This window comes from Leucobacter shiyiweii (assembly GCF_052446065.1).
GTDB lineage: Bacteria > Actinomycetota > Actinomycetes > Actinomycetales > Microbacteriaceae > Leucobacter.
In genome coordinates, this window is record NZ_CM127080.1 from 917,073 (window position 1) to 931,834 (window position 14,762).

The 14,762-nt window shown below is 62.8% G+C and carries 12 protein-coding genes and 1 pseudogene; 2 read left to right on the forward strand and 11 right to left on the reverse strand.

From position 1 onward, the window contains the following. Nucleotides 1-248: 248 nt before the first annotated feature. Genes ftsX through ACTNFJ_RS04360 form a run of 3 tightly spaced genes read right to left on the reverse strand, consistent with a single transcriptional unit; the run spans nucleotide 249 to nucleotide 2,169 of the window. Nucleotides 249-1,163 (reverse strand): permease-like cell division protein FtsX, encoded by a 915-nt coding sequence (ftsX, locus tag ACTNFJ_RS04350; RefSeq protein ID WP_079941836.1) that lies wholly within the window; start codon nucleotides 1,161-1,163, stop codon nucleotides 249-251. After that, on the reverse strand, nucleotides 1,160-1,363 hold the full coding sequence (locus tag ACTNFJ_RS04355; RefSeq protein ID WP_253035905.1) for a hypothetical protein: 204 nt from the start codon (nucleotides 1,361-1,363) through the stop codon (nucleotides 1,160-1,162). Before ACTNFJ_RS04355 ends, ftsX begins: the two co-directional genes overlap by 4 nt. Nucleotides 1,364-1,404: 41 nt before the next feature. After that, nucleotides 1,405-2,169 (reverse strand): IS6-like element IS6100 family transposase, encoded by a 765-nt coding sequence (locus ACTNFJ_RS04360; protein WP_001389365.1) that lies wholly within the window; start codon nucleotides 2,167-2,169, stop codon nucleotides 1,405-1,407. Nucleotides 2,170-2,451: 282 nt separating this feature from the next. Here ACTNFJ_RS04360 and ACTNFJ_RS04365 point away from each other — a divergent pair, with 282 nt between their 5' ends. Together ACTNFJ_RS04365 and ACTNFJ_RS04370 are read left to right on the forward strand one after the other, a co-directional pair. After that, nucleotides 2,452-2,919, forward strand: a complete 468-nt coding sequence (locus ACTNFJ_RS04365; protein ID WP_234001862.1) for a hypothetical protein — start codon at nucleotides 2,452-2,454, stop codon at nucleotides 2,917-2,919. Then, entirely contained in the window at nucleotides 2,916-3,977 is a 1,062-nt protein-coding gene (locus ACTNFJ_RS04370) for a zeta toxin family protein (protein ID WP_433647798.1), read from the forward strand. Before ACTNFJ_RS04365 ends, ACTNFJ_RS04370 begins: the two co-directional genes overlap by 4 nt. 96 nt (nucleotides 3,978-4,073) lie before the next feature. Here the strand turns inward: ACTNFJ_RS04370 and ACTNFJ_RS04375 are convergent, their stop codons facing one another. The 8 genes and pseudogenes from ACTNFJ_RS04375 to ACTNFJ_RS04410 all read right to left on the reverse strand — a co-directional run bounded on the left by ACTNFJ_RS04375 (nucleotide 4,074) and on the right by ACTNFJ_RS04410 (nucleotide 14,670). Then, on the reverse strand, nucleotides 4,074-5,324 hold the full coding sequence (locus ACTNFJ_RS04375; protein WP_193591830.1) for an IS256 family transposase: 1,251 nt from the start codon (nucleotides 5,322-5,324) through the stop codon (nucleotides 4,074-4,076). A 788-nt stretch (nucleotides 5,325-6,112) separates the two neighbouring features. Then, the gene (nylA, locus tag ACTNFJ_RS04380; protein ID WP_433647797.1) at nucleotides 6,113-7,594 is read right to left on the reverse strand and encodes a 6-aminohexanoate-cyclic-dimer hydrolase; all 1,482 of its coding nucleotides are present in this window, start codon (nucleotides 7,592-7,594) and stop codon (nucleotides 6,113-6,115) included. 194 nt (nucleotides 7,595-7,788) lie between these two features. Next, nucleotides 7,789-9,039, reverse strand: a complete 1,251-nt coding sequence (locus ACTNFJ_RS04385; protein WP_193591830.1) for an IS256 family transposase — start codon at nucleotides 9,037-9,039, stop codon at nucleotides 7,789-7,791. Nucleotides 9,040-9,148: 109 nt separating this feature from the next. Next, nucleotides 9,149-9,484 (reverse strand): annotated as a pseudogene (locus ACTNFJ_RS04390) (transposase); the annotation flags it as partial. 105 nt (nucleotides 9,485-9,589) lie between these two features. Then, nucleotides 9,590-10,342 carry a bifunctional DNA primase/polymerase gene (locus tag ACTNFJ_RS04395; protein WP_435907651.1) on the reverse strand — a complete coding sequence of 251 codons (753 nt, stop codon included), beginning with the start codon at nucleotides 10,340-10,342 and terminating at the stop codon, nucleotides 9,590-9,592. Between the two features lie 166 nt (nucleotides 10,343-10,508). Beyond that, nucleotides 10,509-11,420 carry a helix-turn-helix transcriptional regulator gene (locus ACTNFJ_RS04400; protein WP_079941048.1) on the reverse strand — a complete coding sequence of 304 codons (912 nt, stop codon included), beginning with the start codon at nucleotides 11,418-11,420 and terminating at the stop codon, nucleotides 10,509-10,511. Between the two features lie 218 nt (nucleotides 11,421-11,638). Beyond that, complete coding sequence (locus ACTNFJ_RS04405) at nucleotides 11,639-13,291, reverse strand: APC family permease (protein WP_079941046.1); 1,653 nt, start codon at nucleotides 13,289-13,291, stop codon at nucleotides 11,639-11,641. Beyond that, the gene (locus ACTNFJ_RS04410) at nucleotides 13,288-14,670 is read right to left on the reverse strand and encodes a flavin monoamine oxidase family protein (protein WP_079941045.1); all 1,383 of its coding nucleotides are present in this window, start codon (nucleotides 14,668-14,670) and stop codon (nucleotides 13,288-13,290) included. Before ACTNFJ_RS04410 ends, ACTNFJ_RS04405 begins: the two co-directional genes overlap by 4 nt. Nucleotides 14,671-14,762 lie beyond the last annotated feature (92 nt).

The window sequence follows — 14,762 nt, forward strand, 5'->3', positions numbered from 1 at the left end:
CACATCCTTCCTGCGGCCGGGGTGGTTCGGGGTCCGCGCTCACGCGCGAAGAACCAGCTTATCGCACACCGCCGCCGTTCCGCCCGCCACGCCGAGCCGCCCGGCCTCGAGGCGCCCGAACCGAGCCGATTGCTCCAACCCGCACGGATTATCGGCGCGGGAGGGCTCGGGCTCGCACGATGGGCTCGGTTTCGACGAGCCCCGGCCCCGAGATCCGGATCCGCGGCCCGCCCCGGGGACGCTCTGCGCTACACCCGCAGGTATCTGGTGATCGCGATCTTCGCCGCGATCGCCGAGAGCACCACTCCCACCAGCACGAGGATCGGCGGCACCACGAGCGCCTGCTCCACCGTGATGTAACTCGTGAACGGCACCTCCCGGGCGAGGAATCCCTGCACGAAGAAGCGCACGATCGCCACCGACGCGGCGCTCGCGAGCACGGCGCCGAAGAGCGCGGCGATGATGCCCTCCAATATGAAGGGGGTCTGGATGAACCGGTTCGACGCGCCCACGAGGCGCATGATCCCGATCTCCCGCCGGCGCGAGAACGCCGAGAGCCTGATCGTGGTCGAGATCAGCAGCATGGCCGCCACCAGCATGAGCCCCGCGATGACGATCGCCGTGTAGCTCGCCACCCCCAGGAACAGGAAGATCCGATCGAGCAGGCTGCGCTGGTCCGAGACGCTCTGCACGCCGGGGATGCCCGAGAACGTCTCCGTGATGATGTCGGAGCGCGAGGGATCCTTGAGCTTGATCCAGAAGGTCTGGTTGAGCTGCTCCGGCTTCGTGATGTCGACGATCGGGTTGCCCTCGAACTGCTGCACGAACTCCTTGTAGGCCTGCTCGTGCGTCACGAAGAAGAAGTCGTCGACGTAGGGGCGCAGCGTGTCCGACTGCAGCGCCTCCTCGACGGCCGCGATCTCGTCCTCGCCCGCGTCCTCGCCGGCGCAGGTCGAACTCTGGTCGTAGTCCGTGCAGAGGTAGACGGCCACCTGCGCGCGGTCGTACCAGAACGTCTTCATCTGCTGGATCTGCAGCTGCATCAGGATCGCCGCCCCCACGAAGGTGAGCGACACGAAGGTCACCAGCACCACGGAGATGACCACCGACATATTGCGGCGCAGGCCGTTCCAGACCTCGCCGAGCACCAGTCCCGCCCTCATCGCACCGGCCCCACATCCGTCTGGTCGTCGTTCTTCCGGCGCAACCCGAGGTGCTCCGCCAGGCTGCCGGTCTCGGACATGCGCACGGGATCCATCGGGCGATCCGGATCGAGGAAGCTCGGGATCCGGCGCGCCTGCGGCCCGCCGGAGCGCACCGTGTCGTCATCGTCGATGTCGGAGTCGTCGGGGCTCTGTTGCAAAGATTGGCGGCAGTCAGAGGTAGGCTGTCGCTCTGCGCCGATCAGGCGGCTGCTGCGAAATGGTGGTTGAGCATGCCCATGGCCTCCGTCAGCGCCGAGGGCCCAATGCCAAAAGCTCTCTCCACAAGGCGCACCTCGCCCCTGATGCCGGGCTGCAGGCACCAGGGGCGAGCCTGTCCTTTGCGCAGGGCTCGCATGACTTCGAATCCCTTGATCGTGGCATAGGCCGTGGGGATCGATTTGAAACCGCGCACCGGCTTGATCAGTATCTTGAGCTTTCCGTGATCGGCCTCGATCACGTTATTGAGATACTTCACCTGCCGGTGGGCCGTCTCCCGGTCCAGCTTTCCTTCGCGCTTCAATTCGGTGATCGCTGCACCATAGCTCGGCGCTTTGTCGGTATTGAGCGTGGCAGGCTTTTCCCAGTGCTTCAGGCCTCGCAGGGCCTTGCCCAGGAACCGCTTCGCTGCCTTGGCGCTGCGGGTCGGCGACAGGTAGAAATCGATCGTGTCGCCCCGCTTGTCGACTGCCCGGTACAGGTAGGTCCACTTGCCCCGCACCTTGACGTAGGTTTCATCCAGGCGCCAGCTCGGATCAAAGCCACGCCGCCAGAACCAGCGCAGCCGCTTCTCCATCTCCGGGGCGTAGCACTGGACCCAGCGATAGATCGTCGTATGGTCGACCGAAATGCCGCGTTCCGCCAGCATTTCCTCAAGGTCGCGATAGCTGATCGGATAGCGACAATACCAGCGCACCGCCCACAGGATCACATCACCCTGGAAATGGCGCCACTTGAAATCCGTCATCGTTCCGTCCGTCCAATCTCCGCCAAGCATGCTCAAGCTTCACGATTTTTGCAACAGAGCCGATTGGAGCACGCCAGGAGCCAGGGAAGGGTCGGCGGCCGCCCAACCGTGATGACGGCCGAGCGGATCGCCGCGGCCGAGAAGATGCGCGCAGAGAACCAGAGCTACGCCCACATCGGGCGTGTGCTCGGAGTCGGCGCATCGAGCGTCATGCGCGCGCTCACAAAGTAGCAGTATAACTATGGTTATATTTGCGATAGACTTGAAGCGGAGGTGGAGACTATGACGATTACCGAGATCCCCGTCGAGGCGGTCGCTGCACGGAAGGCGCAGCACTTGCGAAACATCGGAGAGCTGGACTACCGGCGCAGTCTGCTGCGGCTGAAACAGCGTGGATTGCGTCAGAAGGCGATCGCCGATCTGGTGAAGGTCTCGCAGCCGAACGTGCAGAAGGTATTGCAGAGGGCCGCCACAATCCCGATGCCTCGTGAAGGTTTCTCTGGCGCAGATCCCTACGAGATTTGCGAGCGATACGCAGCCGGCCTGATCGACCGCGCGCAGCTTGTCGATGAGCTGACGCGCTGGGAGTATGTGCCGCGGGCTCAGACCAATGATGCGTTCGACGATCTGCTGATGGACGTTGCGGGCTCGGTCGATGACCTGGACCGCGCGCTGAGCCGTGGGCTGATCGACGATGAGCTGTACGACGAGATTGGCGATCGCATCGATGCACGGATGACGGCGGCGTGACCCCAGAGGAGCAGCGGCATATCGAGGTTGTCCAAGCGCTCTCTACTGCCGGCGGCCCACTCGACAAAGACGGCCCACACGCGACTACCAGAAACCCTGCTTGGTATCGCTCCAACGGGTCACGTAGAGCGGTACGACGGGCGACGCACGAGCGCATTAAGGCCGCGGTAGTGAGCCAGTCGCCGAACGCGAAAGATGAAGGTCGAGCACTTGTGCTGGCCGGCCCGCCAGGAGCCGGGAAAGGGCGAGTCGCCGATACCGTGCTCGGCGCGGATCGAGACCACTACGTGAATATTGACGCGGACGAGTTCAAGAAGCTGTTGCTGCGCGAAGCGATGGCAGATGGCAGCTATGAGGAATGGATCAAACCGCCAGAGGTGCGCGACTTAGAGGCGCAGGGGGAGCGGTTCTATCCACTTGAACTTGCCTCACTCGTGCATGAAGAATCGTCGATGCTTGCACGCGCGCTGCGCACAGAGATGATCGACCAGGGAACGAACATCATCGTCGACACGGTACTGAGCGACCCAGACAAAGCAGTGGAGCTTGGGGCGTATCTTGCGGACGCTGGCTACCAGGTAACGGTCGTCGACGTCGAGGTGCCGTTCGAGGTATCGCAGGATCGAATCGTGCAGCGCTGGCAGCACGCGATGCAGGAAGCCGAGGCAGGCAAAGCAGACGCACTCGGCGGACGATGGGTGCCAAGCGCATACGCTCGGCCGCTGTTCGACACCGAGCATGGGCGCTCGAAGTCACAGGACGCGGCAGCCCAGCTCGCGCAGTCATGTCCACGAGTGATCCGCTACGAGCGCCACTACACTAGTACCGAGGAGCACCGAGCATCGTTGGTTGAGGGGCGCGAAGCCCAGCCCACTCGTGAGGTCGCGCAGGTGCGGTCGAAGCCCGGCGGAAAGCTCGAAGCAGAGCAGTCGGTGAGCAGACTATCCGCGGCAAGTTTCAGTACCGATAGATCCGCACCGCGCAACGCAGACGCGCAAGTGAAGCGGCCAGGTTCGCGTTCTGGTCAAGTCCCGTGGAGTGGTGTAACCGTTTCGTGATCCTTCAAGGATGTGGGGGCTAGTTTTCGTTGTGATTGCAGATGCTCGCGACGAGCTCACTCACGGTGTCGGAGTACAGCCCAGGAGTGGGGGCGCTCATGCTGCGGCCCCGAGCTCGGGGAGCTCATGGTGCTGGCCGATAGTGTCGGTACCCACGAGCGTGAGGCGGCACCTCGCGAGAACGTCAAGACCGAGGTAACGACGACCCTCGGCCCATTCGTCAGACTGCTCCGCAAGAACGGCCCCGACGAGGCGGGTGATCGCGGCCCGGTTCGGGAAGATCCCCACCACATCGGTCCTGCGGCGGATCTCACGGTTCAGGCGCTCGTTCGGGTTATTCGACCAGATCTGCTGCCACACATCTTTCGGGAACGTGGTGAACGCGAGAATGTCAGCCCGGGCAGCATCGAGGTGGTCGTGCACTTCGGGGAGTTTGTCCTCGACGTAGTCCAGGAGCCGGTCGAATTGGGCCTCAACACTTTTCTGGTCGGGTTGGTCGTACACGGAATGCAGCATCGCTTTCACCGCCGGCCACATGCTCTTCGGGGTCACTGACATCAGGTTCGCAGCGTAGTGCGTGCGACACCGTTGCCACGACGTCCCAGGGAAGTTCGCGCGCATCGCTTCAACGAGGCCAGCGTGCGCGTCAGAGGTGATGAGTTTCACCCCGGTGAGGCCGCGCGCGACAAGGTCTGCGAAGAACCCGTTCCACGCCATCGTGGTCTCCGCGGTCGCCACTTGCATGCCCAGGACTTCCCGATGCCCGTCAGCGTTCACCCCGGTCGCGACGAGCACCATGGTGTTGATCACCCGCCCGCCCTCACGCACTTTCATCGTGAGTGCGTCGCACGCGACGAACGTGAACGGGCCGGCCTCACCTAACGGCCTCGTGCGAAACTCACGCACATGCTCGTCCATATCGGCGGCCATTCGGGAGACCTGCGACTTCGACAGGGAATGGATGCCAAGGGTCTTCACGAGTTTGTCCATCCGCCTCGTTGAGACGCCAGCGAGGTAGGCGTCAGCGACGACGGTGATCATCGCCGCTTCTGAGCGTTTGCGACGTTCGAGGAGCCACTCGGGGAAGTACGTGCCGGAGCGGAGCTTCGGGATCGCGACGTCTATGGTTCCGACACGCGTATCGAGTTCACGGGTGCGGTATCCGTTGCGGGAATTCACTCGGTCAGCAGAGGGCTTCCCGTACTCGGCGCCGCAGATCGCATCTGCTTCGGCTGAGAGGAGGGTGTTGATCATGGTTTGCAGCAGGGTGCGCATCAGATCCGGTGATGCGTCGCCCAGCGCGTTGGTGAGGACGGTGGCAGGGTCGACAATAGAGGGAGTGGTCATCGGTGTGACGCCTTTCGAGTGGGATGTGAGAGTTTCCTCGAAGGAAGATCCCGGTGGCCACGCTGACGTTTACTGGCCGGGATCGTTACACCACTCTACGGGGCACTACTACTTCCGCAGCATTTCGTAGACCTCATCGTCGTAGGCGCGGGTGCGCTGGAGGTCGGCGTCCCAGAAGGACACCCCGGAACGAAGGCGATCGGCGACGTGCCCGATCCTGTGATCGCTGATCGGCCCGGCAGGTGTCGGACCTTGACCAGGAATTCCCCCATACAATGCTCCCCCTCGGCCGAGCCCAGGGCTCGACCGACCCCTTCGAGCGAGCAGGCCCCGCAACGCCCACGGCACGGAGAAAGGATGGAGCCGGGAGGCCCCGAAGCGTGGGATCGGCTGAACCCTGGGGCACCATGCGCGCCAGCCCCCTCTTGCCTGCCGTCGACTGGAAGAGCCCCACGACCGGCTCGATCTGGCCGGCGCATGCTCGAGCGGTACGGCAAGTGGAATACGGCAAGCTCTTCAGTCGGTGGGCGGCGGCCGGGTGTGGGAGCGTCTGATCGACGAACTGACGAAGGATTGAGACACTCAGTACCTGATGCTAAGCTCGACCGTGGTGCGAGCTCACAAGCAGGCGACGACAGGCCGGGGTTCCAGCACAGAAAAGAGTGGCCTCAATCCGGCTGTGGGGCGTCCCCGAGGCGGACCTTCACTAAGGCGGTGTGGGGTGCCAGTTGGGGACGAAACCTGGGCCCGGCCCGTATCTGTCGGCCGGACCCCATCTCCCGCAAGCATCAGGCCGCTGGGATCTTCCGCGACGGGTTCAGCAATTGGGGCCGCCGAGCGACCCATGGCAGCGCCCCTTCCAACTGCGCGGCCACCTGAAGGAGGAGGTCCTCGCGTCCATAGGCCGCGACGATCTGCACCCCAATCGGCATCCCATCGCTAGACATGCCGATGGGGAGGGAGATAGCCGGCTGCCCCGAAACGTTGAAGGGAACGGTGAAGGCCAGCATCCGCAGACTGCCCGAGATAAAGGCGGACTGACGCCCTTCCAAGTCGGTTCCCTTGGCGAGCATGAGTTCCCCAATTTCCGGCGTCTGACGCGTTACAGTCGGCAAGATCAGGAGGTCCCAACCCGCCTCCCACCAACGCTCCACCTTCCCAGCGTAGTATCGAAGCTCGTCCACGCACGCGGCGAAGGCGCGCCCCGTGACTTGGTCTGCGCGTTTGACCATTTCCCAACTGGTCCACTCAACGTCATCCTCCGTCAGCGGCCGGCCGATCAGTTCTCCGTTGCGTTCGATCTCTCGCGCGATCACGACGTCGGTGATCGGCGAGAGGTCCTTGAGGAAGGACCGATCGCCGAGCGCCTCTGGGTAGGCGTCGTTCACGTCATGGCCGAGCGCGGCAAGCGCCGCAGCGGCGCCCCGTGCCGCCGCGGCGCATTCCGGATCCAGAGCGAAGTCGCCAACGGGGTTGTGGGTCAGGACCCCCACGCGGAGACTGCCCGGATTCTCGCTTATGCTCTGGGCGTAGGGCCGTGACGCTGTCGGTGCGCAGAACGTGTCGCCCGGCCGATGGCCGCTGACGACGTCCAGTAACGCCGCGATGTCCCGCACGCTTCGCGCAAAGAGGCCTTCATGGGCGGTTCCTGCGACGTTGTCTGAATCAGTGACCAAGGGGCCTGGGGATATCCGCCCACGCGTCGGCTTGAGGCCGACGACGCCGCAGACGCTGGCAGGTATGCGCACGGAACCTGCCGCGTCATTGCCGTGCGCAACCGGTGACAGAGCCGCGGCTACCGCAGCCCCTGAGCCGCCGCTGGATCCGCCAACCGACCGTCCGAGGTTCCAAGGGTTCCGAGTGGCGCCCCACGCTTCGGGCTCCGTCGTTATCTGGTTGCCCATCTCCGGTGTATTCGTTTTGCCGAGCAAAACGAACCCCGCCGCGCGCATCCGCTGCACGAAATAGGCATCGTGGTCGGCTCTGTAGCCGGACTCTTTCATGCCTTTGATGCTGGACGTGTTGATATCGCCTTGGCTCACGACGGTGAGGTCCTTCAGAAGATAGGGCACGCCAGCGAAGGGCCCGGAGGCCAACTCGCTCTCACGCCGCGCCTTCTCAAAGAGCGGGATGATGACGGCATTGATCTCTGGGTTCACAGCTTGGACATGAGCGATCGTCGCCTCCAGCAGTTCGGTCCGGCTTATCTCTCCCGAGCGCACGAGTTCGGCCTGGGCCGTCGCATCCTGCCAAAGGTCCACCTTGCTCACTGTCGCGCTCCTTCTGCTGGTCTAAGCCGCGTGGACAATAACCTACCGCGACAGCTCCGGCGGGTCAAGTCCCGTGGAGTGGTGTAACCGTTTCGTGATCCTTCAAGGATGTGGGGGCTAGTTTTCGTTGTGATTGCAGATGCTCGCGACGAGCTCACTCACGGTGTCGGAGTACAGCCCAGGAGTGGGGGCGCTCATGCTGCGGCCCCGAGCTCGGGGAGCTCATGGTGCTGGCCGATAGTGTCGGTACCCACGAGCGTGAGGCGGCACCTCGCGAGAACGTCAAGACCGAGGTAACGACGACCCTCGGCCCATTCGTCAGACTGCTCCGCAAGAACGGCCCCGACGAGGCGGGTGATCGCGGCCCGGTTCGGGAAGATCCCCACCACATCGGTCCTGCGGCGGATCTCACGGTTCAGGCGCTCGTTCGGGTTATTCGACCAGATCTGCTGCCACACATCTTTCGGGAACGTGGTGAACGCGAGAATGTCAGCCCGGGCAGCATCGAGGTGGTCGTGCACTTCGGGGAGTTTGTCCTCGACGTAGTCCAGGAGCCGGTCGAATTGGGCCTCAACACTTTTCTGGTCGGGTTGGTCGTACACGGAATGCAGCATCGCTTTCACCGCCGGCCACATGCTCTTCGGGGTCACTGACATCAGGTTCGCAGCGTAGTGCGTGCGACACCGTTGCCACGACGTCCCAGGGAAGTTCGCGCGCATCGCTTCAACGAGGCCAGCGTGCGCGTCAGAGGTGATGAGTTTCACCCCGGTGAGGCCGCGCGCGACAAGGTCTGCGAAGAACCCGTTCCACGCCATCGTGGTCTCCGCGGTCGCCACTTGCATGCCCAGGACTTCCCGATGCCCGTCAGCGTTCACCCCGGTCGCGACGAGCACCATGGTGTTGATCACCCGCCCGCCCTCACGCACTTTCATCGTGAGTGCGTCGCACGCGACGAACGTGAACGGGCCGGCCTCACCTAACGGCCTCGTGCGAAACTCACGCACATGCTCGTCCATATCGGCGGCCATTCGGGAGACCTGCGACTTCGACAGGGAATGGATGCCAAGGGTCTTCACGAGTTTGTCCATCCGCCTCGTTGAGACGCCAGCGAGGTAGGCGTCAGCGACGACGGTGATCATCGCCGCTTCTGAGCGTTTGCGACGTTCGAGGAGCCACTCGGGGAAGTACGTGCCGGAGCGGAGCTTCGGGATCGCGACGTCTATGGTTCCGACACGCGTATCGAGTTCACGGGTGCGGTATCCGTTGCGGGAATTCACTCGGTCAGCAGAGGGCTTCCCGTACTCGGCGCCGCAGATCGCATCTGCTTCGGCTGAGAGGAGGGTGTTGATCATGGTTTGCAGCAGGGTGCGCATCAGATCCGGTGATGCGTCGCCCAGCGCGTTGGTGAGGACGGTGGCAGGGTCGACAATAGAGGGAGTGGTCATCGGTGTGACGCCTTTCGAGTGGGATGTGAGAGTTTCCTCGAAGGAAGATCCCGGTGGCCACGCTGACGTTTACTGGCCGGGATCGTTACACCACTCTACGGGGCACTACTAGGTAGGCGTCAGCGACGACGGTGATCATCGCTGCTTCTGAGCGTTTGCGGCGCTCGAGGAGCCACTCGGGGAAGTACGTGCCGGAGCGGAGCTTCGGGATCGCGACATCCACGGTTCCCACACGGGTATCGAGCTCGCGGGTGCGGTATCCGTTGCGAGAGTTGAGGCGCTCGGGAGAGGGTTTGCCGTACTCGGCACCGCAGACCGCGTCGGCCTCTGCAGAGAGGAGCGTGTTGATCATGGTTTGGAGCAGAGTACGCATCAGGTCAGGAGACGCGTCGCCCAGAGCGTTGGCGAGGACAGTGACAGGGTCGACAATAGAGGGAGTGGTCATCGGTGTGACACCTTTCGAGTGGGATGTGAGAGTTTCCTCGAAGGAAGATCCCGGTGGCCACGCTTACGTTTGCTGGCCGGGATCGTTACACCACTCTACGGGGCACTACTCCTTGGCGATGCCGTCCTCGGTCATCCTACAAGACATGAAGTACAACGCCCAGTTCCGGTTCCCCTCGGGCTGCGCCGCCACCCATCTGGCCCGCCCAGCATCACTGTTTCGCGCTTCACGAGGCGTGCTCGGCACCGGGCGGGCGCGGGCAGGCTTAGGCGGTGCGAGCAACTCGAGCAACCGCTGCGCATCCACCGGAGCGGTGGGGGCTGGGCTGGTCGAGCGCAGCACGTATGCGCCGAGTGTCCCATCTTTCTGCCGCACCCTCGACGGTGGCACGAGCACATACCCGCCATCGCCACGAAAATCGACCTGCGCAGACGCCGCCTGCCAGATCCGTTGCGGCCGATTCGGGTCGGCAGGAAAGTAAATGTGCAAGCCGCCTGAGGGCGTCTCGACCAACGAGGACCAGCCGCTCAGCAGCCCGGCATCACGAGCGCGACCGAACGACAGAAGCCCGGTGTCGCTGTCGCTGTGACGATCCACATCCACGACATCAAGACCCGACGCCGCACCGGTCGGCACGGCTAGATTTGCGTCAGGCCACCGACGCCACCAGGTTTCAACCTGCCGAACATCGACGGTTGCTGCCGTGAAACCGCCTTTCACTATTGGGCGTTTGAATCCAGACGCACATGGAAAGACGGGCACTCCATGTCTGGCAAGATACATCGCAGCGGTAGGCAGGCCACGGACAGTGCCCAACAGTCTGCCGAGCAGCATGAGCCGTTGATCGAGATCATTCATGTTGCTAACTCCTTCTCACCTTGAGTACTGGCGATAAGGTGCGACGAGGAGAACAGAAGACGCAAGTGACGTTCGGAGGGTACCGTTCGTCAGGCGTAGCAGTGACCCCGACACTATGGAATATCTGGCTTACCGCTAATCACTTCCAAGATGGAAGTGTCCTCTTTCAAACTGCCTCGCTACGGGCCCCAAGACCAACGATTTCGGCCCCCAAAGTCACAGAAGTATCACGCCTACGCGCGATCCGATATTCGTGAGGCGAGACTTGCATAACTGTACGAAAAAGCTTCGAGGCATGCGAACTACTTCTCCATCCGACAAGATGAATGCAATGCTCGACTGTGCTGTCTGTCTCCTGCAGCAACCTTGCCAACATCTCAACCCGGATCAATTGCAATCGGGTCCTTGGCGGATAGCCCCAGGCTCGAGTGCACAGTGTAGAGAGATGACCCGGCGAGAGACTAACTCGCCTGGCCAGCTCTCTAAGTGTCCACTCAAATTCGGGCCTCTCACGCAGGAGCGTTTCGACCTTTAGTACCTCAGGTCTGATCGGCGTCGGGCGCGTCGCACGGAGCCTTTGGTCGGACCCGGCGGGCGGAAATGCCTCCGGTCCACCAATACTGCGTGAAATTGCGTTTGCAAGGGTGAACCAGTGTGCCTGCATCTGGTTTGAATGTATGACAAAATCACTCGTTCTGCTCAGCGCAACCATTCCGTCGAGAATCGGTGCCAGTTTCTTAAGGCGTTTGCCAAGCCGCACGATAATTCGCATGTCACCGTATAAACGTTCAGCAAAGACGTGCGCCTCTGCGCGGTGAGAGAGTCGGCCGCGATACTGCCAATAGACTAGATCAAGCGCATATTCTGGGTCTAAGTAGATGCATGTAATTGAGGCTTGGGGCACCGGGACCACATGGAATACAGTCTCTGCGGGGAGAACTGTAATGTCACCGGTGTGCGCAAGGGTTTCATAGTTGTCAACCAACACGCGTAAGCTACCGCTTCGGACCGCAACAATCTTGATTTCACGGTATGCGGTTCTCTCGGTTGCTGATTTCAGGACATGATGCCGGGCCATGAGTGGAACTCTCGTTTCCACCAGTAAAACGTCCTTGCTCCGAGGTGAACTCTTCACCTGTGTCGGCCACGGCGATAGTGTGGGAATCGCACTAGATGGTTAGAGATAGGAAATTCCTACCCGCCCGACGCCTACCGCTATTGGTTCTCTCCTATGTTATTTCTATGCATTGAACATGCAGACTGTATTGCGGTAATAACACTTTTGAGTAACCTTGACTAGCGTCCGGTTTCATGTTGCAAGTGCTCTTCTCGCTCTGCTGAGGCGTGATCTGCTGCGGCATCAAAAGGTGTCATATCGGTTTCCTGGCGTACCGATCCGACTTCGATTTCCTTGCCTTTGAAGAATCCTGGGTTTATGAGGGAGTAGATCACCATTAGTATGATGCCGCCGCCGATAATGGCGACGCCGGCGACGAAGACGACTCCGACGCCGCCATCGGTAGAGCCGTCGGGGAGGGTGGTGCTGAAAAGCATGTTCCCGGACCCGAAGTCCGGGTCGGTGGCGGAGTCGTAAAGCGTCTTGACGAACATGACGACGAGCGCGATACCGCCGAGGAGCGGGAGAAGGAAGCGTCGGAAGAAGTTCCCGATGCTAGCGAACCAGGTGCCGCGGAAGTACCAGAACGCTGCCAAGCCGGTGATGCCGTAGTAGAAGCAGACCATGATGCCCATCGCGGTGATGGTGTCCCAGAGGGCGTCCTCGGAAACGAGGCGCATCAGCACGTAGAAGGTGACAGAGGCGACCGCCGCCCACACCGTCGCGGCGCCGGGTGTCTGGTACTTGGAGAGCTTGCCGAGGGTTTTCGGCACGGCCCCGTAATGTGACATCGCTTGCAAGGTCCGGGAGGGGGACACGAGCGTCGCCTGGAGCGCCGAGGCGGAGCTCGCGAAGACGGCGAGCGACATGATCAGTGCGAATGGTCCCATTACCTCGGGGGCGAGGGCGGCGAACAGCGCTTCTTGGATGTCCGGATTTCCGGCCCCGAGCCCTGTCGTGCCGATGCCGGTGTAGCTGAGCAGCACGATTGTGACGGTGAGGTAGGTGATCACGATCATGGCGATGGTGAGCAGTGCGGCCCGTCCGGGAGTGCGGCGGGGATCTTTGGTCTCCTCGTTCATCGTGAGGATGACGTCCCAGCCCCAGAACATGAAGATCGACAGCGAGAGGCCGGCCATGAGTGCGCTGAAGCTAAACCCGTCGGATCCGAGGAGCGCGGGGTTGAACCATTCCAGACTCACCGGGGTGTAGTCGTAGGCTTCGCCGTTCGCGATCTTGGCGACCGCTGCGATCACGAACCAGGCGAGGGCTATGGCCTGCAAGCCCACAAGCGCGTATTGAACGCGCTTGGTCTCCTCGACGCCTCGATACGAGATGTACGCGGCGATCCCCGTTAGGATCGCGACGACCGGGATGTTGACCCAGAGATTGCCCGTGAGGTCGGCGATGTCGGGGTTCTCGAACATCTGCGACAGCGCGATGAACAAGAAATCCACGGCGACCGCGGCGAGGTTCGACAGTACCAGGGCGGTCGACGCGACGAGCCCCCACCCGGCGAGCCAGCCGATCCACGGCCCGAACGCACGCGACGACCAGGTGAACGTGGAGCCCGAGTCCGGCATCGAGGAGTTGAGCTCACGGTAGCCCATGAGCACGAACATCATCGGGATGCATCCGATGAGCAGGATGAACGGGGTCTGCAGGCCGGCGACCGAGATCGTCGGCCCGTTCCCGGATGTCATGGTGTAAGCCGGGGCGATGCTCGCGATTCCGATGATCGCCCCGGCGAAGGCGCCGATCTTCCCTTTCTGGAGGCCCTTGAGCGTCAGGCTCTTGGTGGTCGCGGCGGGCTCGCGCTGTGTGGTGGTCACTGTGCTGCGCCGTCCGCCTCAAGGATGCGGGCGGCGGTGTCCTGCCCGATGCGGACGGCGCCGTCGACGTGCTGGTAGCCGAAACCTTGGATGTCGGAGCTGGCGAAGAAGATCGGGCCGACGGGCTGGTTCTGGGTCGCACCCCAGCGGCTCAGGCCGCCGAGATCGTAACTGGTGCCGTACGCGCCCCGGGTCCACTCCTCGGCGCCGAAATCGGAGAGGTAGAACGCGAGCGGGTTGCGCGCCTCGTCGCCGAGATACTCGGCGAGGGAGTTCAGGATCGTCTCGCGGCGCTCATCTTCGGGCAGCGCCCAGACCTTCTCCGCGTCGTGCTCCACGATGAATCCGACGAGAGTGCCGCGCTCGTCGCGGTGGTTCGTGTTGTCGTAGATGTCCTGGACTACGTTGTAGTAGCCGAACCCGGTGCCGGAGAGGCCCTGCTCGCGCCAGAATGGGCGGTCATAGGAAGCGTGGACCTTGATGACGAGGCCCATCGAGTGGTGCTGGTGCGCGATTTGCTGGATGCGGGGGAGGGCCGGAACGTACTGGATGCGGGAGTACAAGTTCGGCGGTACCGCGAGGATCGCGTGGCGGGCGCTCACGCGGAGGTGGTCGGTGATCGCGGTGACCGTGGCGGGGGCGCCTTCGGCGGTGTCCTCCCAGTGCAATTCGCGCACCGGGTTGTCGAGGAAGACATTTTCGGAGCCGAGTTCTTCGGCAATGCGGATGGAGACGCTCTGCATGCCGCCGACGACGCGCTTGTCGAGGAGGATGTCTTCGTCCACGAGGTTCTCGAACGACCCGGCCGAGGCGCCGAAGAAGATAGCCTGCAGCAGGGAGAACGAGTGCTTTGGCTTGGTGAGCATCGCCCCCGAGATGAAGTTGCCGATGATGAGGCGCGCCTCGGCGTCGTCGCTCTGGGCGCGCAGCCAGGCGTCGAAGGTGATCTCGTCGTACTCGGCGGCGCGGGGGTGCTCCCACGGGGCGGCTGGGTCGACTTCGAGGGAGAGTCGGGTGAGTTCTGCGCGGAGCTTGCGCATTTCCTCGAGGGTCTCCGGCTTGACGGGGAAGTCGCCGGTGAAACGGTGGCGGTTGCCCTCCTTGTCGATGAACACCGAATCGCCGTCGCGGTGGCGCTGGAAGAGTTCGAGTCCGAGTTCCGCCGCGAGATCCTGGATCGCGGTTTGTTCGGGCGCGATCCACTGGCCGCCGATCTCGAGGAAGGAGCCGTCGATCGTGTCCGACCATGTGCGGCCGCCGACGCGGTCGCGCGCTTCGAGCACGGCGACTGTCTTCCCGGTTTGGCTCAGGCGCCGCGCCGCGGTGAGTCCCGCGGGACCGGCGCCGATGATGACGACGTCGCGAGTGATTTCCTGCATGGTGCTTCTCCTTCTCAAGGGGTTCTCATGAATATGGCGAACTGTGCTCCCGGCGCGTGCGCGATGCGCAGCGGCAGGAGCCCCGGTCCGCC

Excerpts from the sequence above, each read along its gene's own strand:
- ACTNFJ_RS04360 (WP_001389365.1), bottom strand. The coding sequence starts at position 2,169 with ATGACGGATTTCAAGTGGCGCCATTTCCAGGGTGATGTGATCCTGTGG.
- ACTNFJ_RS04375 (WP_193591830.1), bottom strand. The coding sequence starts at position 5,324 with ATGACCACTCCCTCTATTGTCGACCCTGCCACCGTCCTCACCAACGCG.
- ACTNFJ_RS04400 (WP_079941048.1), bottom strand. The coding sequence starts at position 11,420 with ATGGCCCGGCATCATGTCCTGAAATCAGCAACCGAGAGAACCGCATAC.
- ACTNFJ_RS04395 (WP_435907651.1), bottom strand. The coding sequence starts at position 10,342 with ATGAATGATCTCGATCAACGGCTCATGCTGCTCGGCAGACTGTTGGGC.
- ACTNFJ_RS04365 (WP_234001862.1), top strand. The coding sequence starts at position 2,452 with ATGACGATTACCGAGATCCCCGTCGAGGCGGTCGCTGCACGGAAGGCG.
- ACTNFJ_RS04385 (WP_193591830.1), bottom strand. The coding sequence starts at position 9,039 with ATGACCACTCCCTCTATTGTCGACCCTGCCACCGTCCTCACCAACGCG.
- ftsX (WP_079941836.1), bottom strand. The coding sequence starts at position 1,163 with ATGAGGGCGGGACTGGTGCTCGGCGAGGTCTGGAACGGCCTGCGCCGC.
- ACTNFJ_RS04410 (WP_079941045.1), bottom strand. The coding sequence starts at position 14,670 with ATGCAGGAAATCACTCGCGACGTCGTCATCATCGGCGCCGGTCCCGCG.